The organism is Streptomyces sp. YIM S03343 (genome assembly GCF_054729195.1).
Window position 1 is genome coordinate 555675 of the sequence record NZ_JBPUKX010000002.1, and the last position, 18244, is coordinate 573918.

Consider the following 18244-nt stretch of genomic DNA (forward strand, 5'->3'; position numbering starts at 1 on the left):
GTCCGCTCGATATGAGCAATCTGCGCGTCGAGCGCCACGGCATGCCCATGCATGTCGCGGCGCTCGCCCTCACTGGATGGTGCGGGCCATGTTCCGCCAGCGGCTGGTCAATGTGTTCACCAGCAACCTTCCGGGCCCCGCCGTGCCCGTGAGCATCGCGGGTGCCCCCGTGCGGGAGTTGTACCAACTGGGCGTGGCGCAGGGGAACGTCCCGCTCAGCGTCGGTGTGATCTCCTACGCGGGACAGCTCGACCTCGCTCTGGTCGGCGATGCCGATGCCGTCCCGGACCTGGAGGTCTTCGCCGCCGGGATGGCGCAGCGCTGGAGCAGCTTTCGGCACCCCCGCCGTCCTGACCGGGCCGCACGCCGGGTCCGGCCCGGGTGGGATGGGGCGGAGCGGCCGGGCGGGCCGCCGGAAGAGCACGGCCCGCCCCTGTCGCATCACCCGCCTCGCCGTCAGCCGTCGATGCGGTGCTGGGTCCAGAACGACGTCAGGTCCGTCGTGGTGGCGGCCTGCGCTGCGGCCTTGAACTCGGCCGTGGTCGAGACGCCGTACCAGTGCGAAGTGGCGTAGTTCTTCAGCAGATTGGCCATCGCGGTGTCGCCGAGCACGCGCCGCAGGTCGTGCAGGGCGCACTTGCCGTAGCCGTAGACCACGGTGGAGTACCGGGAGGAGTGGGCGTCCCAGTAGGCCATCGAGTTGGTGATCTTCTCGTCCGACGACGCCCAGGACACGCTGCTCCAGCAGCCGCTGCCGGTCTTGCCCAGGGCGAGATCGGTGGCGTAGTCGGTGAACGCCTCGTCGAGCCAGGGGCTGTTGTACTCGTCGTCGCCGACGATGCCGTACCACCACTGGTGGCCGATCTCATGGGTGAGCGCGGTGGTGCTGACCAGGTCGAGGACGAAGCCGGGGTACTCCATGCCGCCGAACCAGAAGTTGTTGTCGATGACCGCGTCCAGCTCGCCGTAGGGGTAGGCCCCGAAGCGGGCGGCGTGGGCGTCGACGGCGGAGCGGGCGGTGCTGAGCATGGACTGGGCGCTGGAGGAGCTGATGCCCGAGACGGAGTAGATGTTGATGGGGGTGCCCGCGGTGGAGGTGCCGGAGATCTTGGTGAACGGGCCCGCGGCCCAGGCGAAGTCACGGACCTTGGCGGCGGTGGCGGTGGTGACCGTCCGTCCGCTGGAGCCGGGGGTGTCGGTGGAGGTGCCGGTGGCGGGGACCAGCAGGCTCGTGGGGTGGTCGAGGGTGACGCTGAAGTCCGCGGCCAGGGAGTAGAACGACTCGCCGTTGTTGGTGTACGGGTCGAGGTGCCAGCCCGCCGCGTCCCGTACGGCGAGAACGGGCAGGGCGTTGCCGATGAAGCTGAACGAGCCGTCGTAGCCGAACCGGTCCGCGCCGCTGGGCACGGTGATGCCGAGGTCGAAGCCGATGGTGGTGCTCTGGCCCTGCGCCAGCGGTGTCGGAAGGTCGATCTTCAGCGCGGTGCAGGCGACGGAGAGGGCGCCCGCGGTGCCGCCGGTGACGTTGGTGACGGTGATCGGCGGGGCCGAGCAGGTGCCGTGGTAGTTGTCCCACAGCCGCAGATAGACCTCGCTGAGCGCGGTGGCGGCGGCGTTGGTGAAGGTGGCGCTCTCGTGGCCGGTCCATACGGTGCCGGCGGTGTTGCTGCTGAGGCTCACCGTGTACGACGGCGCGGACGGCGTCCGGGTGGAGTCGGCCGGCGGGGTGGTCGTGCCGTCGGCGGTGTCGAGCGCGATGTCGTCGAGGACGAAGCTGGTCTGGAGGCTGGAGTCCTCGGTGCCGGTGAAGGCGACGCTCACGGTCTGCCCGGTGAACGCGGAGACGTCGAAGGACTTCTGGACGTAGCCGGTGTTCTTGTCGAGGTTCGAGTACGTCGCGAGCGTGGTGCTGCCGATCTTCGCCGTGAGTTTGTCGTAGGCGGTGGACGACGTGGTCTCGGCGGTGTCGATGTGCAGCCAGAAGGTGAGGGTGGCCTTGGCGCAGCCGGAGGGGATCGTGACGCTCTGGGAGAGGGTGTCGGTGTGGGTGGCGCCGGTGCCGTCCAGCCAGGCGTAGGCGGAGCCGCCGTGGGCGCTCTGACCGGTGCGGCTGGTGATCACCGTGGACGCCGACTGGGTCCAGGACGAACTGCCGCTCTCGAAGCCTCCGTTGACGACGGACTGGGCGGGAGTGCAGGCGGCGGCCACCGGGGAGGCGGAGCCGGTGGCGGACGGTGCGGCAAAGGCCTGGGTGCCGGGCAGGAAGACGGCGGCCAGCGCGGCGGCGACGAGCGCACACGCGACGCGGGCCTTGTGGGGGGTCGGTCTCACACGTAACTCCTTTGCAGGGGCCGGGGATTCGGCCTGCTCGGTGGCCGCCCGGACGGCCGGGGTGCGCCGTTCGGACGGCCGCGGGTCGCGCGCTGCGTTCGCGCGAGGCGGGTGAGATGCCGTCAGGCCCTCATGGGGTCAGGGACAGGCGGCTCACGGAAGCCTGACAGATTTGACCGGGTCATGCCACGACAATCGGGCAACAAACTGCGGCATCTGAACGGCGGTTCACCACCGCGGGTGTCCTGCCCGGTGCTCCTCTTCGCCCTCCGGCGGCTCGACGGTGAAGACGGTCAGCCACTCGGCGTCGGAGGCGTGGTAGCCGAGGCCGGTGAGCGTCTCGGCCGCGGCGCGCATGTGCGCGGCGCCGTAGACGACGGCGACGGTGAAGGGCGCGCCGGAGTGCCGCGGGCGGTCGCGGTGGGCGCGCGTGAGGGCGTCGACGAGGAGTTGGTCGCGGCGCCGTACCACCAGATCGTCGAGGCCGGGCAGCACGTCGAGCGCGGCCTCCTCGGCCTCGCTCAGCAGATCCTCGGTGGCGAGATGCCTGGCCAGCCAGCGGCGTGTGCCGAGCAGCCGCATCCCGGCGGTGACGACGGGGACCACGGTGGCCAGCACGGCGCGTTCCTTGAGCGGCAGCCGCCGGAAGCCGTCCTCGAACTCGGCGCCGTCCATGTCGGGACAGATCACCGGCACGCCGAGGGTCGAGTAGTCGATGTCCTGCACGACCAGCCCGAGACGCTCGCTGCGCTCCAGCCGGGCGTACGACGCGACGAGGGCGTCCGCGCCGCGGGACCCCTTGCCGACACCCTCGGCGATCACCAGGTCGCAGTCGCGGCGCAGCCGTGCCGTGACCTCGCGGTAGAACGCGGGCTCGCCCAGGTGGATCATCGGATACAGCATGAAACGCAACGCGGTGTCCGGCCGGACGAACCGGATCGCCGCGGACCGCACCCCCGCCAGTCCGGTGACCTCGATGAACTGCACACCCGCCACCCCCTCTCCCCCACCATCACGCACAGGGCGCGCCCGGGGTTGCGATATGGGCCCCGGCGGGGCCGCCTCCGTGCTACGACACCGCGTCATGGAGACAGAGCCGATCACCCCGACGACACCTCGCCCCGTGGGACGCCCGACCCTGGTCCAGGGCTGGCACCGACTCACCTTTCTGCACTGGCCGGCAGCCCCGGAAACGGTGGCCCCGCTGCTGCCGCCGGGGACCCGCCCCGACACCCTCGACGGGCTCACCTACGTCGGTCTGGTGCCGTTCCTGATGCACCGGGTCGGTCTGGGGCCGGGGCCCGGGCTGCCGTATCTCGGCACGTTCTGCGAGACGAACGTGCGGCTGTACTCGGTGGACGAGAGGGGCCGGCGCGGAGTGGTGTTCCGCTCGCTGGACGCGGCACGGCTGATACCGGCACTGGTGGGCAGGCTGGGCGTGCGGCTGCCGTACATCTGGTCGAGGATGCGGTTGCGGCGTGAGGGCGACGTCATCACGTACGAGTGCCGCCGCCGGGGCCGCCGAGGCCGCTCGAGCCGGGACGCGCACAGCACGGTGCGGGTCCGCCCGGGCGCCCGGATCACCGATCCCTCCCCGCTGGAGCATTTCCTCACCGCCCGGTGGGGCCTGCACGTCGCCTGGCACGGCCGCACCGTGCACCTGCCGAACGAACACGAGCCGTGGCCGCTGCACCGGGCCGAACTCCTGTGCCTGGACGACACGTTGATCAAAGCGGCGGGCCTGCCGCAGCCGTCCGCCCCGCCCGTGAGCGTGCTGTATTCCCCCGGGGTGGAGGTCAGATTCGGCAGTCCGTCCGTGCTCGGAGCCTGAACGCCCCGCACGTGTCGTGCACACAGAGCACCCGAGAAGGTCCATTAACCTCCGTTTGTCCGCAAAAGGAGACCACGACGGACAACGGCTGGACGGCTGGACGGCTGGACGGCTGGACGAAGGGGGTTGGCGGCGGGCATGGCGACGGGCGGCAGACGTGAACGCGTCCTGCGGACGGCGACGTTCTGGCTGCGGCCCGCCTTCGCGCTCCGGGTGCTCACCCGCTTCCAGCGGATCGTGGGCTTCGACCGCTCGATGGCGCTGGCGTCGAACGCCCTGACCGCGCTCATCCCGCTCGCGATGCTGGTCGGCGTCGCCCTGGGCACGTTCTCGGAGTTCGACGCCGCGGACCGGATCATCAGCCGCTACAACCTGAAGGGCGACGGCGCGCAGGCGGTCAGGGACGCGCTCCCGGGCACCAGCGGGGAGAACACCACGAGCATCGGTGTCTTCGGGGCCGTGTTCCTGATGATCTCCACGCTGAGTTTCGCGCGGGCGTCGCAGCGGCTGTTCGAACAAACCTGGGAACTGACGCCGCTGAGTGTCCGCAACACGCGCAACGGGCTGTCGTGGATCCTCTCCCTCGCCGCGTACACGGTCGTCGGCGGCTGGGTGTACGCCGCGCTGGGCAGCGGCCGGTTCGGCCTGTGGGCCGCGGTGGCCGAAGTGCCGCTCACGACGGCCTTCCTGTTGTGGACAGGCCTGCTGCTGTCGGCAAGACGCCTCTCCGCGCGGGCCCTGCTCCCCTTCGCCGTCACGGCGGCCGTCCTGTCGGGCGCCTACTCGGTGGCGGCGACGGTGTACCTCCCCCGCCTCTTCGACACGTACGCCTCGCGCTACGGCACGGTGGGCGCGGTGTTCGCCATGATCTCGGGGTTGTTCGGAGCCATGCTGGTGCTGGTCGCCTCGGCAGCCCTGGGCCGCGAGATCGGCGACGAACTCGCCCGCATCCGCTCCGGCCTCCGCCCGTCGGAGCGCGAGGTCCAACGGGAGTGGTCCACCTTCGTGGACCAGACCCTCTCGCGTTGGCGCACGGCAAGAAAACAGATGACCCAACGCCCCCCGAAACCCCCGACACCCCCGAAACCCCCGAAACCTCCGAAGAACCCCTGACCCCGCCCCTGACCCGTCATCCCCGTTCCCGCACGGCGACAGCCCCGACCCCGGCCCTCCGCAGGGCCCGCGCGAGAAGCTCCATCTCGGGCAGCGTCCCGGAATGCGTCCCGTCCAGCACATGCCCGGCCAGTGCCTGGGCCTCGCCCAGACCGACCCCCAACTCGGCTCGCAGAACCCGCAGCACCGCCACCCGCGACGCCACCGAACCGCTCAGCCGCAGCGCGGCGGGCCCGTTCACTGCCAGCATCAGCTCCCGTTGCGCATCCGGCACCTCACCCCCGCACACGGCCAGCGCCGCCCCGCAGCCGGAGCACACCGACTCGACGTCCCACCGAAGACGTCCGTCCACGAGCGCCTGCACACCACAGCACTCCGCCCTCGCCCCGCACTCCGCGCACGCAACGGCGTACCGGACGGACTCGACGACGACCTGTTCCATCCCCACCTCCCACGGGCCCCGAGGGCCACGCTCCACAGCACCTCTACGTCACCGGATGCGTCAGTTGACGGACGCGCGACAAGCCCGCCGTTCTTACGCTTTCGGTATGTCCGCACATGATGAACAGCAGATTCACGACGCCAACGAGTCCGGCCGTACGCCCGTGGTGTTCGTCCACGGACTGTGGCTCCTGCCCAGCAGCTGGGACCGGTGGGCCGAGCACTTCGAGCGGGCGGGCTATGCGCCGGTGGCGCTGTCCTGGCCGGACGACCCGGAGACCGTGGAGGAGGCCAAAGAGCATCCCGAGGTGTTCGCGGGGAAGACGGTCGGGCAGGTCGCCGACCATCTGGAGCGGCTGATCGGCGGGCTCACCGAGAAGCCCGTCGTCATCGGCCACTCCTTCGGCGGGCTGCTCGCGCAGATCCTCGCCGGGCGCGGTCTCTCGCGCGCCACGGTGGCCATCGACCCGGCCCCCTTCCGCGGCGTACTGCCCCTGCCGGTGTCCGCGCTGCGCGCCTCCGCTCCCGTCCTCGGGAACCCGGCCAACCGCAACCGCGCCGTCCCGCTCACCTTCGAGCAGTTCCGCTACGCCTTCGCCAACGCGGTGAGCGAGGAGGAGGCGAAGGAGCTGTACGAGCGGTTCGCGGTGCCCGCGCCGGGGGCGCCGCTGTTCCAGGCCGCGACCGCCAACCTCAACCCGTGGACGGAGGCGAAGGTCGACACCGGCAACCCGGAGCGCGGGCCGCTGCTCATCGTCTCCGGCGAGAAGGACCACACGGTGCCGTGGGCCATCGCCAGCGCCTCTTTCAAGAAGCAGCAGCACAACCCGGGGGTGACGGAGATCGTCGAGATCAAGGAACGGGGGCACGCCCTGACCATCGACCACGGCTGGCAGGAAGTCGCCGACACGGCGCTCAGATTCGTGCGCGCCAACACCTGAGCGGCGCCGACACCGGCGGCCCCACCGGGAGGGGGTGCGACAGACGTCCAGGCCGGTCCGTGCGGGCCGGCCTGGACGTCGTGTGCGGAAGGGCTGGGGTCCGGCACGATGCGCCGGAACCCGGGGCCGGACCGGTCAGGCGAGGTCGAAGCGGTCCAGGTCCATGACCTTGACCCAGGCCGCGACGAAGTCCGTCACGAACTTCTCCTTCGCGTCGTCGCTCGCGTAGACCTCCGCGAGGGCGCGCAGCTCGGAGTTGGAGCCGAAGACCAGGTCGGCGCGAGTGCCGGTCCACTTGAGCTCACCGGTGGCCGCGTCCCGGCCCTCGAACGCGGTCTGGTCCGCGGACGTCGACTCCCACACCGTGCCCATGTCGAGCAGGTTGACGAAGAAGTCGTTGGTGAGCGTGCCGGGCGCGTCGGTGAGCACGCCGTGCGAGGACTGCTGGTGGTTGGCGCCCAGGACACGCAGTCCGCCGACCAGGACGGTCGTCTCGGGTGCGCTCAGGGTGAGCAGGTTCGCCCGGTCGAGAAGCAGGAACTCGGCGGGCAGCCGGTTGCCTTTGCCCTGGTAGTTGCGGAACCCGTCGGCGGTGGGCTCCAGTGCCGCGAACGACTCGGCGTCGGTGTGCTCGTCGGTCGCGTCGACCCGCCCGGGGGTGAACGGCACCTCGACGTCGTACCCGGCGTCCTTGGCGGCCTTCTCCACGGCGGCCGTGCCGCCGAGCACGATCAGGTCGGCCAGCGAGACCTTCCTGGCGCCGGAGTCGAACTCCCGCTGGATGCCTTCGAGGACGCGCAGCACGGTGGCGAGCTGCTCGGGGTCGTTCGCCTCCCAGCTGCGCTGCGGCTCCAGGCGGATGCGGGCGCCGTTGGCGCCGCCGCGCTTGTCGCTGCCGCGGAAGGTGGCCGCAGAGGCCCACGCGGTGGAGACCAGCTGTGCGACGCTCAGACCCGAGCCGAGGAGCTTGGCCTTCAGGGCCGCGATGTCCGCGGCGCCGATCGTCTCGCCCTCCGCCTCCGGCAGCGGGTCCTGCCACAGCAGGGTCTCCTCGGGCACCTCCGGGCCGAGCAGCAGCGACTTCGGGCCCATGTCACGGTGGGTCAGCTTGTACCAGGCCCGCGCGAACGCGTCCGCGAACTGGTCGGGGTTCTCCAGGAAGCGGCGGGAGATGGGCTCGTAGATCGGGTCGAAGCGCAGCGACAGGTCGGTGGTGAGCATCGCCGGGGCGATCTTCTTCGACGGGTCGTGGGCGTGCGGTGTGGTGCCCTCGCCGCCGCCGTCCTTGGGCTTCCACTGGTGGGCGCCCGCGGGGCTCTGGGTGAGCTCCCACTCGTAGCCGAAGAGGATCTCGAAGAAGCTGTTGTCCCACTGGGTGGGCGTGTAGGTCCAGGTGACCTCGAGACCGGAGGTGATGGCGTCGCCGCCCTTGCCGGTGCCGTAGGTGCTCTTCCAGCCCAGGCCCATCTCGCCCAGGGACGCGGCCTCGGGGTCGGCGCCCACACTGTCGGCGGGACCGGCGCCGTGGGTCTTGCCGAAGGTGTGGCCGCCCGCGATGAGGGCGACGGTCTCCTCGTCGTTCATCGCCATCCGGCGGAACGTCTCACGGATGTCGCGGGCCGCGGCGATCGGGTCCGGATTGCCGTTGGGGCCCTCGGGGTTGACGTAGATGAGGCCCATCTGGACGGCGGCGAGCGGGTTCTCCAGCTCGCGGTCGCCGGTGTAGCGCCGGTCGTCGAGCCAGGTGGTCTCGGGGCCCCAGTAGACGTCCTCGTCGGCCTCCCAGACGTCCTCGCGGCCGCCGCCGAAGCCGAAGGTCTCGAAGCCCATGGTCTCCAGGGCCACATTGCCCGCGAGGATCATCAGGTCGCCCCAGGACAGGCTCTTGCCGTACTTCTTCTTCACCGGCCACAGCACCCGGCGCGCCTTGTCGAGGTTGGCGTTGTCGGGCCAGCTGTTGAGCGGGGCGAAGCGCTGCTGTCCGGCGCCGGCACCGCCGCGGCCGTCGCTGATGCGGTAGGTGCCCGCGGCGTGCCACGCCATGCGGACGATGAGCGGGCCGTAGTTGCCGAAGTCCGCGGGCCACCAGTCCTGCGAGGTGGTCAGCACCTCGGCGATGTCCTGCTTCACGGCCGGGAGGTCCAGGGCCTGGAACGCGGCGGCGTAGTCGAACTCCCCGCCGAGCGGGTTGGCGACAGGGGGGTTCTTGGCGAGGATCTTCAGGTTGAGCCGCTCGGGCCACCACTGCCGGTTGCCGCCGCCCTGTGTCGGATGCGCCGCACGCCCGTGGACCACGGGGCAGCCGCCCGTCTCCTCGGTCTTGGCGTCGGTGACGATGGCATCAGGGTTCTCGGCCATGGAAATCCCTCCGGAAGATGACTGGATCTGATGTAACAGGTGGATCTGGTGGATCTGGTGGGGCTGGCAGATCTGATGGGGCTGGTGCAACTGGTGGGGCTGGTGGATCCGGTGGTGCCGACGGGGGCACCGGCGGAGCAGGCACGTCCGGCGGGTCCACCGGCCGCGGTGGTGCCGGGGGCACCGGTCGCACCCCGGTGGCGCCGCGAGCTCAGGCACCACTGGGGGTGGAGCACTCGGCGCAGAGGCCCCAGTACACGACCTCGGCCTCGTCAATGGCGAAGCCCCGGTCGTCGGAAGCCGTCAGGCAGGGCGCGTCGCCCACGGCGCAGTCGACGTCGGCGACCGTGCCGCAGGAACGGCACACGACATGGTGGTGGTTGTCCCCCACGCGTCCCTCGAACCGTGCCGGGCTGCCGGCCGGTTCGATACGGCGTATGAGCCCCGCCGCGGTGAGCGCGTGGAGGGCCTCGTACACCGCTTGCAGCGAGACATGGCCCACGCGATCACGCACCCCGGACGCGATCGCCTCGACTCCGAGGTGATCGCCGTGCCGGACGGTCTCGAGCAGTGCGACGCGGGCGGCCGTCACCCGCAGGCCGGCACCGCGCAGTTCCTCCGCGGTGGTCGGGTTCTGGGATGCGGTCATGGACCCAACCTACCCACATAAAGGCGAACGATTCAAGAAAATGAATCGGACAACTCTTTCGTGTTGCGCCATGCGACGTTCACCCTGGCGAACCCGCGCCCCGCGGCGCCCACACCGTGCGGGGTGACCGGCTCCCGCCTCTGGTCACCAAGAGATACCGGACGGTATACAAGCCCGGTCGATGCGCGACGGCCGCGCCCGTGGCACGGTCCGCGCGATGTCCCGGCTCCAGGGGGAGGACTTCATGGCACACGGCGCACAGACGGAGACGGACGGCGGGACGCCGGAGGGGGCGGCGGGAGCGGCGCGACGGCGCCGCCACCGGCCGGCCGCGGTGGGGGCGGCACTCGGCGCGTGCGTCCTGGTCGCAGCCGCCACGGCCCCGGCCGCGGCACACAGCGGCGACGGCCGGGGCGGCCACCCCGGTCAAGGGGGCGGCACGCGGTACGTGTCACTCGGGGACTCCTACACCTCCGGCCCCGGCATCCCCACCCAGGTGGACGCGAACTGTGCCCGCTCGGACCACAACTATCCCTCGATCGTGGCATCCGGGCGCCGGGCGACCGCGTTCGAGGACGCCAGTTGCGCCGGGGGGACCACCGAGCACATGTGGAAGGCGCAGGGCACCAACCCGCCCCAGCTCGACGCGTTACAGCGCGGCACGGACGTGGTGACGGTGCAGATAGGCGGCAACGACGTCGGCTTCGGCACGATCATCGCGACCTGCGCGGGGCTCGCCGCCCAGGACCCCGCGGGCAGCCCGTGCAAGGACCATTACGGCGCCTCCGGGACGGACCAGCTGACGCTGAACGTCCTGGCGACCGCCCCGAAGGTCGACCGGGTGCTGAGAGCCGTGCACGCCCGCGCCCCGCACGCGCGCGTCCTCGTCGTCGGCTATCCGGACCTGCTGCCCGACGACGGCGTCGGCTGCTTCCCCGCGGTGCCGTTCGCCGCGAAGGACTTCCCGTATCTGCGCGACACGGAGCGACGGCTGAACCTCATGCTCCGTCTGGTGGCGGGCTGGAACCACTCGGAGTACGTCGACACCTACGGCCCGACGGTCGGCCACGACATGTGCAAGGCACCGGCCGACCGCTGGATCGAGCCGCTCCAGCCGACGTCGCCCGCGGCCCCCGCCCACCCGAACGCCAAGGGCGAGGCGGCCATGGCGCGCGCGGTGCTGGCGCGGCTGGACAAGGGGCACGGCAAGGGGCACGGCAAGGACTGAGCCGGGCCGAGCCCACTGGGACGCCAGGCGGGCGGCAGGGCGGTGGCAGGCACCGCCTTGTCACCCGTGGGGGTGATGTTTCGTACGGGACGGGATTGAACGTCACCGAAGGGGCAATGCTCGCCTTCATGCCCCGAACCCGACCCGTACAGCAGCAGGTGAGCCGATGACGACGGCGACCAGGACCACCACCGGGACGCCGTCCGCCACCCCAGCCCTCGGAGGACAACGCCCCCCGCAGGCGCCGCCGCCCGCCGCGCCGGTCCCGCTGCCGTCCCTCACGGGACTGCGCTGGATGGCCGCGCTGCTGGTCTTCGGACTGCACGTGCACAACTTCCGCTATTTCGGCGGCACCGGCGGCGACCTTGTGACCTGGGCGTTCCGGGCCGGTGCGGGCGGGGTGTCGTTCTTCTTCGTGCTGTCCGGCTTCGTGATGCTCTGGTCGGCCCGGCCGGGCGACCGCGCACCCGCCTTCTGGCGCCGCCGTCTCGCCCGGGTCTACCCGGTGCATCTGGTCACCGCGGCCCTCGCGCTGCTGCTGGCCGTCACCACGGCCCGGCTCCCGGTGCCGACCGTGCCCGAGGGGCTCGCCAATGTCCTGCTGCTGCACACCTGGTGGCACCCGTGGTGGCAGACCCTGGACCCGGTCAGCTGGTCGCTGGCCTGCGAGGCGTTCTTCTACGCCGCCTTCCCGCTGCTGGCCCCCGTGCTGCGCCGGCTCGGCGCCCGGGGCTCGGCCGCGCTGGCCGGGGTGTCGGTGCTGACGGTGTTCGCACTGTCCTGGGCCGACACGCATGGTCTGCTGGGCGTCGAGCCGTACACGCATCCGCTCGCACGGCTGCCCGAGTTCGTCCTCGGTGCCGCCGTCGCCCGGCTGGTGGTGCTGGACCGCTGGCGCGGCCCCGGTCTGGAGGCCTCGCTCGCCCTGGCGATCGTCGGCTACTTCCTGGTCCCGCAGGTCGGCGACCACGGTTACCCGGCGACCGCGTGCACCATCGCCGGTTTCGCCCTGCTGATCCCCGCGGCGGCCGTCGCGGACCTGCGCGGGCTGCCCTCGCTGTGGCGGCACCGGTGGGTCGTTCGGCTCGGGGAGCTGTCGTTCGCGTTCTACATGGTCCATCTGCTGGTGCTGCGCGCCACCGACGGCCTCCTAGGCAAGTACCCCCGCTTCGGCGCGCCGACGGGACTCGCCGTCACGGCCACCGCGTTCACCGTGTCCCTGGCTCTGTCCTGGGCGCTCTACGAAGGCGTGGAGCGCCCGGCACGACGGCTGCTGCTGCGCTCCCGGCGCCCCGGCAGGCGTACGGCCGCGGCCGGTTGACCACCAGCTGGGCCCTGTACGTCACCGGTCCGGTGACGTACAGGGCCCAGCTTCCGCTACGGCGCGGGGGCCACCCCCCGCGCCGTCGTCACGCCCGGCGCCTGCGCGAGACGTACACCGCACCCGCACCGGCGACGACCACCAGGGCGGCGGCACCGGCGATCATGCCGAGCGGGGCACCCGCACCGGTCTCGGCCAGCGGCTCCTTGCCACCGGCGGCCGACGGCGCGGCACTGGCCGACGGGGTCGCCTGGAGCGGGGGCACATGCGAGGTGGTCGTCGGCGTCGAGGACGGCTTCGGCGTCGCCGTGGTGCTCGGCGCGGTCGTCCCCGTGGCCGGGGTGGTGCTGTCCGCGGGGGACGTGGGCGTCGCCGGCGAGGCGGGGGTGGCCGGGACGGACTCGTCCGCGCTGGGGGTCGAACCGCCGGACTCGCACGCCTTGTCGCCGCCGTTCCAGGCCGCGATCAGGTGGTACGGGGTGGCCACGTTGTCCGGCTGGTAGGGCAGGGGGCCGTGGCCCTCGCCCGACTGGCCGTCGTAGCTGACGTCGTCGCCGTAGAGGTCGATCTGGCCGTAGCAGTCCGGCGTGTGCACGGACAGCTTCTGCCAGGTCTGCCCCGAGTCGTCCGAGCCCGCGACGTCCTTCGCCGTGAGGTAGACGGTGTCCTTGGCGACCATGGTCTGGTGACCGGAGACGAACCAGTTCGGGCCCTCGGTGGTGTACTGCGCGAGGGAGACCGGGTACTTGCAGCCGTCGCCGACGGTCTGACCCGCGGCGAGCCGGACCTCGACCGTGGCGGGGACGGTGTCCCACTGGTGGAACCCGCCCTGCGAGGTCCAGTCCGCGCCGACGACCTTGCCGTCGGCACCGACGATGCGGTACTGGACGGTGGCGGACTCACAGCCACCGGACGTGGAGGCCTGGGCGGTACCGGCGGCGAGCAGGGGCGCGGCGGCACCGGCGAGAAGGGCCGCGGCGAGCACGGCCGGCATTCTGGATTGTTGCGAACGCGACAAGGTTGCCTCTGTAAACGTGAGGTGAGGTTGTGGGAGGTGGCTGATCACGAGCGGCCCGCACGGGACGGACGTACGGACGGCGGCTGCCGCTACCGGCACGCCCGCCGCGGGGCGCATACGGCCGGACACTCCCGGCGAGGCGCGCCGCGATCGGGTCGCTCGCGTCACTTCGCCCCGCCCCGGAAACGACGGGAGCCGGGCGGAGCGAGCTGAATTCTTGTCACCTTTCACAACTCCCGTCAATTCCGCACCAGTTCACAAGGGCAGTGAAGGCCCAACTATGGTCATTCCTGTGAGAATGCGCCCTCATCAGCAAGAAGCCGTGGACGCGGTGGTGCGCGCCCTCACCCTGCCGGTGCCGGGACCACTGCCGGAGCGGGGACCACTGCCGGCGCCGGGACCACTGCCGGAGCGGGGACCACTGCCGGAGCGGGGGCTGCGCACCCAGGTGGTCATGGCCACCGGGTCCGGCAAGACCCTGGTGGCGGTGCGCAGCGCGGAGGCGCTGCGGGCGGGCCGGGTGCTGGTGCTGGTGCCGTCGCTGGACCTGCTCGCCCAGACCGAGGCCGCGTGGCGGGCGGCGGGGCGGCAGGGGCCGGTGATCGGGGTGTCGTCGCTGCGCGGGGATCAGGCGGTCTTCCCGAACACCACGGCGGTTAAGGAGCTGGTCGACTGGGTGCGGCCGTTCGACAAGGTGACGGTGTTCGCCACGTACGCCTCGCTCGGGCTCGGCACGCTGGAGCGGGCGCACGAGGCCGGTCTTCCCGGCTGGGATCTGGTCGTCGTGGACGAGGCGCACCGGACTTCGGGGCGGATCGGCAAGCCCTGGGCGGTCGTCCACGACAACAGCCGCATCGCCGCACTGCGGCGGCTGTACATGACGGCCACACCCCGGCTGTGGCAGCTGGAGGAGGACGAGGGACAGCCGGAGCCGCCGCCGGGGGTGCCGGGCGAGCTGGTGGCGTCGATGGACGACGACCCGGCCGGGCCGTTCGGGGCGCGCTGCCACACGCTGACGCTGTCGGAGGCCATCGCCCGCGGTATCTGCGCGCCGTACCAGGTGGTGTGCGTGGACATCACCGACACCCGGCTCCAGGCCACGCAGCTCCTGGGCATCGAAGGCCGGTCGGATGAGGTGCGCGGGGCGCGGCTCGCGGCTCTCCAGACGGCGCTGGTGAAGGCGTCGGCCGAGGAGGGCTGGGCGCACGCTGGTCTTCCACCATGTCGTCAGGGAGGCGGAGGCGTTCGCGGCCGGGCTGCCCGGCGTCGCCGAGCGGCTGCGCGCCGACGACCCCGGGCGGTATCCGGGGCTTCGTGGACCGTCGGCTCGGCGAAGATCGCACGGAGCCTCGTACCGGAACGTGTAGCGCTTGATCTCCTGCACCACGGCGCGGGACGCGACCGCGCGAACCGGCCGTTTTCGCCCCGGACCGGCAGGGCGTGCGCGCCGGGTGACCGTGTCTGCCCCGCCCCGCTGCCGGACCATACGGCCCCGAAGCGGCCGAACGGCTGAACGGGCGGCGGGACTGGGCTAGCCTCGTGCTCCCTTGGGTGCGAACTGGCGTACGGGGAAGACGACTTCGGGGGTTCAGTGGGAGACCAGCGGCCGGTGCCGGCGGATCCGGCGGCGGACGGCGCCGCGGCATTGCGGCAGACCGGAGCCGCACCGCTGCGGCCCGCCGATCCGCGGCGCATCGGCCCCTACGCCGCCCTCGCCCTGCTGGGCAGCGGCGGGATGGGGCGGGTCTATCTGGCCCGGGCGGCGGACGGCGGGCCGGGGCTCTTCGCGGTGAAGGTGATCAGGCCGGAGTACGCGGAGGACGCCCGTTTCCGGCGCCGGTTCGAGCGTGAGGCCGCGGTGCACGAGCGGCTCGGCTCGCCGTACGCACCGCGGCTGTGCGGCACCGGCTTCCGGGACGAGTTGCTGTGGATGGCCACCGAGTACTGTCCGGGGCTCGATCTGTCGGCCGTGGTGCGCGGCGGCGGCCCCCTGCCGCCGGGTGCCGTGTGGCGGCTGGCCGCCGATCTGGGGCGGGCCCTCGCCGATCTCGCGGCGGCGTCGATCGTGCACCGGGACCTCAAGCCGTCCAATGTGCTGCTGTCCCCCCGGGGCGCCCATGTGATCGACTTCGGGATCTCGAAGGCCGCCGACGCGAGCGCCATCACCGGCACCGGCAACCGGGTGGGCACCCCCGCCTACATGTCACCGGAGTATCTGAGGACCGGGGAGTGCGAGCCCCCGTCGGACGTGTTCTCGCTCGCCGGGACGCTGGTCTACGCGGCGACCGGGCGTGCCCCCTTCGGCGACGGCACGGGGGTCGACGTGATGCACCGGGTCGCCTTCGAGGCCCCCGACCCGAGGCTGACGGGCGCGGTCACCGCGGCCGACCCGGACCTCGGCGCGCTGCTGACCGCCTGCCTCGCCAAGGAACCGGGGCACCGGCCCGCCGCGCGGGAACTGGCCGACGCCGCCGAGGGACGCACCGGCCCGCCGGGACGGCCCGACTGGCCCGGCCCGCTGGGCACCAGGGTGGCGGCACGGCAGCGGGCGTACGACGCGCTCGGCGGCCTGCCCCTGGACCAGGCGCTGCGTCTCCAGGCCCCGGTCCGGCGTCCCAAGCTCACTCCGCCTCCGGAGGCCGGACCGGCCGGGGGCATGGAACCGGGCGCGGGCATGGAACCGGGCGGGGCTGTGGAACCGGCCGGTGCCAGGGAACCCGCCGGTGCCAGGGAACCGGGCGGGGCCGAGGAGGCCGCCGCCTCCGCCGCCGTACCGCCGCCTCCGCGCTTACCCGGGGCGCCCGCCCGCCCATGGGCACGCCGCAAGCGGGTGCTGGCCGCCGGTGCGGGCCTGGCCGTCTGCGCGGCTGCGGTGGGCACGGTCGTCGTACTGCGGCAGGACGGCTCCCCCGCCGCCGCGCCCGGGACGGTTACCACGGCCACCGGCGCCGCTCCCGGTCACGCCGCCCTCCCGGTGGCGTCCCGCGACGCGGGCGGCACTGCCGTCGAGGGAGCGTCCGGGCGGGGCGCCGCGGCCACCGCCGACGGCGAGGCCGCGCGCTCGAAGGCCTCCGGCACCGCCGCCGCCCGGCGCGCGCCCACCACGGCCCCGACGGCAGCGACGGGTGGTCCCACGACCGCAGCCCCTTCCTCTCCGGGCGCGACCAGCGCACCGGCCGGGTCCGCCACACCGCCGTGGATCACCGACTGCACCTACTACGCGGGGTACGGCCGTACCCGCCTCGGCGACAGCGGCAAACGCGTCCTCCAGGTGCAGTGCATCCTGGCGAAGCGCGGCTACGGCCTCGGCGGTGAGGCGATGAGCGGCGACTTCGGGACGGGGACCGAGAGCGCGGTACGGGCCTTCCAGGGCGCCGAGGGGCTGTCCGCGGACGGGGTCGTGGGCCGCTCCACCTGGGTCGCGCTGCGCGGCACCGGGTGACGGCGGGATTCAGGTACCGGCGGTGGTGTTGCCCTGGAGGCGTTCGAGGTCGGAGGCGCGGACCTGGATGACGAGGACGGCGATCACGGCGGCGACGGCGGTGAGAATCGCGGCGGTGACGAAGGCGGCCGAGACACCCGAGGTGAGGACCTGGTCGGAGAACGGGGGCGGCAGCTTCCCGGTGTGCTGGAAACGCGCCCGTTCGGCGGGGGATGCCTGCGACAGGAATGCCGGGACCTGGCTGTGGGCCTCGTTGCGGCTCGCCGTGCCGAACACGGTGACCAGGATGGACAGACCCAGCGAACCGCCGACCTGCTGGGTGGCGTTGAGCATTCCGGAGGCGGCGCCGGACTCCCGGACCGGGACGTCGGACAGCGCCATCAGGGTCAGGGACACGAACTCCATGCCCATGCCGAGACTGAAGACGAGCATCGGCCCGAGGATGCTGCCCGCGTAGGTGGACTGAGCGTCGACCTGGGTCAGCCAGGCGAGCCCGCCCGTCGCCAGGATCGCGCCGGTCACCATGAAGGGTTTGGGTCCGAACCGGGGCAGGAAGCGGGAGGCCAGTGCCGCTCCGACCGCGATGACGGCGCTGACCGGCAGGAAGGCGAAGCCGGCAGCCAGTGGGCTGAAGCCCAGCACGTCCTGGACGAAGAGGGTGAGGAAGAAGAACATCCCGAACATCGCGGCGGCGAGGCTCAGCATGATGCCGTAGGTGCCGGAGCGGTTGCGGTCGGCGAACATGCGCAGCGGGGTGATGGGCTGCCGGGAGTGCCGTTCCACCAGGACGAAGCCCGCGAGGAACAGCGCGGCCGCCCCGAAGGAGGCCAGGGTGAGGGGGTCGCGCCAGCCGTCCTGGGCGGCCCGGATGAAGCCGTAGACCAGCAGGACCATGCCGGCCGTGGACGTCAGGGCGCCTGCGAGGTCGAAGCGTCCGGGGTGGCGTTCGGACTCCTTGATCCAGCGGGGGGTGGCGAGGACGATGAGCAGTCCGATCGGGACGTTGACGAAGAACACCCACCGCCAGTTCAGCCATTCGACGAGCATGCCGCCCGCCAGCAGCCCGATCGCGCCGCCGCCCGCCGAGACCCCGGCGAACACCCCGAAGGCCCGGTTGCGTTCCGGGCCCTCGCGGAACGTGGTGCTGATCAGGGCGAGTGCCGTGGGTGAGGCGATGGCCCCGCCCAGCCCCTGCACGGCCCGCGCGGCCAGCAGTTCCCCGGAGCTCTGTGAGAGCCCGCCGAGCAGGGAGGCGACCACGAAGAGGAGCACCCCGAAGACGAAGACCCGCCGCCGCCCGAGGATGTCACCGGTGCGGCCACCCAGCAGGAGCAGTCCGCCGAAGGTGAGCGTGTAGGCGTTGACGACCCACGACAGGCTGGTGGTGGAGAAGTTCAGGGCGCTCTGGATGTGCGGCAGGGCGATGTTGACGATCGTGATATCCAGAACGATCATCAGCTGGCAGGACGCGATGACGAGCAGCGCCATCACGTTGCCACCGCCGCCGGTGTCCCGGGGGGTGGTCCGCAGTGCCGAGGTGGGCCGGGAACTGCTGGTCATGGCATGTCACA

The 18244-nt window shown here is 72.2% G+C and carries 15 protein-coding genes; 8 read left to right on the top strand and 7 right to left on the bottom strand.

What is annotated here, in order from left to right; genetic code table 11:
• Positions 1-88 precede the first annotated feature (88 nt).
• The gene (locus ACSYGN_RS38270; protein ID WP_460404927.1) at positions 89-574 is read left to right on the top strand and encodes a WS/DGAT domain-containing protein; all 486 of its coding nucleotides are present in this window, start codon (positions 89-91) and stop codon (positions 572-574) included.
• On the opposite strand, the gene ACSYGN_RS38275 is transcribed toward ACSYGN_RS38270, so the two are convergent.
• Together ACSYGN_RS38275 and ACSYGN_RS38280 are read right to left on the bottom strand one after the other, a co-directional pair.
• On the bottom strand, positions 457-2331 hold the full coding sequence (locus ACSYGN_RS38275; protein ID WP_460404929.1) for a M1 family metallopeptidase: 1875 nt from the start codon (positions 2329-2331) through the stop codon (positions 457-459). The two genes, ACSYGN_RS38270 and ACSYGN_RS38275, sit on opposite strands and share 118 nt — an antisense overlap.
• A 228-nt stretch (positions 2332-2559) precedes the next feature.
• Positions 2560-3327, bottom strand: coding sequence for a hypothetical protein (locus ACSYGN_RS38280; protein ID WP_460404931.1), 768 nt, complete (start codon positions 3325-3327; stop codon positions 2560-2562).
• A gap of 88 nt (positions 3328-3415) precedes the next feature.
• On the opposite strand from ACSYGN_RS38280, the gene ACSYGN_RS38285 reads away from it, so the two are divergent.
• Together ACSYGN_RS38285 and ACSYGN_RS38290 are read left to right on the top strand one after the other, a co-directional pair.
• On the top strand, positions 3416-4162 hold the full coding sequence (locus ACSYGN_RS38285; protein ID WP_460404933.1) for a YqjF family protein: 747 nt from the start codon (positions 3416-3418) through the stop codon (positions 4160-4162).
• A gap of 138 nt (positions 4163-4300) precedes the next feature.
• Positions 4301-5275: a hypothetical protein gene (locus ACSYGN_RS38290; protein ID WP_460404935.1), complete on the top strand. Its 975-nt coding sequence runs from the start codon at positions 4301-4303 to the stop codon at positions 5273-5275.
• Positions 5276-5291: 16 nt separating this feature from the next.
• Here ACSYGN_RS38290 and ACSYGN_RS38295 read toward each other — a convergent pair whose 3' ends face one another.
• Positions 5292-5717: a hypothetical protein gene (locus ACSYGN_RS38295; RefSeq protein WP_460404938.1), complete on the bottom strand. Its 426-nt coding sequence runs from the start codon at positions 5715-5717 to the stop codon at positions 5292-5294.
• Between the two features lie 106 nt (positions 5718-5823).
• Here ACSYGN_RS38295 and ACSYGN_RS38300 point away from each other — a divergent pair, with 106 nt between their 5' ends.
• A complete protein-coding gene (locus ACSYGN_RS38300; protein ID WP_460404940.1) occupies positions 5824-6657 on the top strand; it encodes an alpha/beta hydrolase in 834 nt (277 codons plus the stop codon).
• Between the two features lie 135 nt (positions 6658-6792).
• Here the strand turns inward: ACSYGN_RS38300 and katG are convergent, their stop codons facing one another.
• The gene (katG, locus tag ACSYGN_RS38305; protein ID WP_460404942.1) at positions 6793-9015 is read right to left on the bottom strand and encodes a catalase/peroxidase HPI; all 2223 of its coding nucleotides are present in this window, start codon (positions 9013-9015) and stop codon (positions 6793-6795) included.
• A gap of 211 nt (positions 9016-9226) precedes the next feature.
• A complete protein-coding gene (locus tag ACSYGN_RS38310; protein WP_460404944.1) occupies positions 9227-9664 on the bottom strand; it encodes a Fur family transcriptional regulator in 438 nt (145 codons plus the stop codon).
• A 181-nt stretch (positions 9665-9845) separates the two neighbouring features.
• Between ACSYGN_RS38310 and ACSYGN_RS38315 the strand changes: the two genes are divergently transcribed.
• Both ACSYGN_RS38315 and ACSYGN_RS38320 read left to right on the top strand, forming a co-directional pair.
• Complete coding sequence (locus tag ACSYGN_RS38315) at positions 9846-10892, top strand: SGNH/GDSL hydrolase family protein (protein WP_460404947.1); 1047 nt, start codon at positions 9846-9848, stop codon at positions 10890-10892.
• A gap of 166 nt (positions 10893-11058) precedes the next feature.
• The gene (locus tag ACSYGN_RS38320) at positions 11059-12213 is read left to right on the top strand and encodes an acyltransferase family protein (RefSeq protein WP_460404949.1); all 1155 of its coding nucleotides are present in this window, start codon (positions 11059-11061) and stop codon (positions 12211-12213) included.
• 88 nt (positions 12214-12301) lie between these two features.
• On the opposite strand, the gene ACSYGN_RS38325 is transcribed toward ACSYGN_RS38320, so the two are convergent.
• On the bottom strand, positions 12302-13207 hold the full coding sequence (locus tag ACSYGN_RS38325) for a hypothetical protein (RefSeq protein WP_460404951.1): 906 nt from the start codon (positions 13205-13207) through the stop codon (positions 12302-12304).
• Between the two features lie 322 nt (positions 13208-13529).
• Here ACSYGN_RS38325 and ACSYGN_RS38330 point away from each other — a divergent pair, with 322 nt between their 5' ends.
• Both ACSYGN_RS38330 and ACSYGN_RS38335 read left to right on the top strand, forming a co-directional pair.
• Positions 13530-14744: a DEAD/DEAH box helicase family protein gene (locus ACSYGN_RS38330; protein ID WP_460405770.1), complete on the top strand. Its 1215-nt coding sequence runs from the start codon at positions 13530-13532 to the stop codon at positions 14742-14744.
• Positions 14745-14840: 96 nt separating this feature from the next.
• On the top strand, positions 14841-16673 hold the full coding sequence (locus ACSYGN_RS38335; RefSeq protein WP_460404953.1) for a protein kinase domain-containing protein: 1833 nt from the start codon (positions 14841-14843) through the stop codon (positions 16671-16673).
• 9 nt (positions 16674-16682) lie between these two features.
• On the opposite strand, the gene ACSYGN_RS38340 is transcribed toward ACSYGN_RS38335, so the two are convergent.
• A complete protein-coding gene (locus tag ACSYGN_RS38340) occupies positions 16683-18161 on the bottom strand; it encodes an MFS transporter (RefSeq protein WP_460405772.1) in 1479 nt (492 codons plus the stop codon).
• Positions 18162-18244 lie beyond the last annotated feature (83 nt).